Source organism: Rhizobium sp. 18055 (genome assembly GCF_902706285.1).
Taxonomy (GTDB): Bacteria; Pseudomonadota; Alphaproteobacteria; order Rhizobiales; family Rhizobiaceae; genus Rhizobium.
The window spans coordinates 1-478 of sequence record NZ_CACSKD010000198.1; the positions used below are offsets into that span (position 1 = coordinate 1).

The window sequence follows — 478 nt, forward strand, 5'->3', positions numbered from 1 at the left end:
GCCCTGCCGTCCGCGGCAGGCATGGCGCCTACTGGAGAAACCGCCCCGCCGCAAGGCCGGGCGGTTTTTTCATGTCCGGCAACGCGGGCCCCGCGGCCGCGTCAGACCACCACCGGCTCGGGTTCGAGCCGGATGCCGAAGCGCTCGTAGACGCTCGTCTGGATGGCCTTGGCGAGCGTCATCACCTCGCCGCCCGTGACGCTGTCGCCGCCGCGGCCGCGGTTCACCAGCACCAGGGCCTGCTTCTCGTACACGCCGGCCTTGCCGACGGTCTTGCCCTTCCAGCCGCAGGCATCGATGAGCCAGCCGGCCGCGAGCTTGATGGTGCCGTCGGGCATCGGGTAGTGCACGATCTTCGGATCGCGCGCGATGATGTCCGAGCACTGCTCGGGCGTGACGGTGGGGTTCTTGAAGAAGCTGCCCGCATTGCCGAGCACGGCGGGATCGGGCAGCTTGGCGCGGCGCACCTCGCACACCC

General features: G+C 70.3%; 1 pseudogene. It reads right to left on the reverse strand.

Annotated features, from left to right (window positions below):
* Positions 1-101 precede the first annotated feature (101 nt).
* Positions 102-478 (reverse strand): annotated as a pseudogene (locus GVL52_RS31905) (UDP-N-acetylenolpyruvoylglucosamine reductase); the annotation flags it as partial.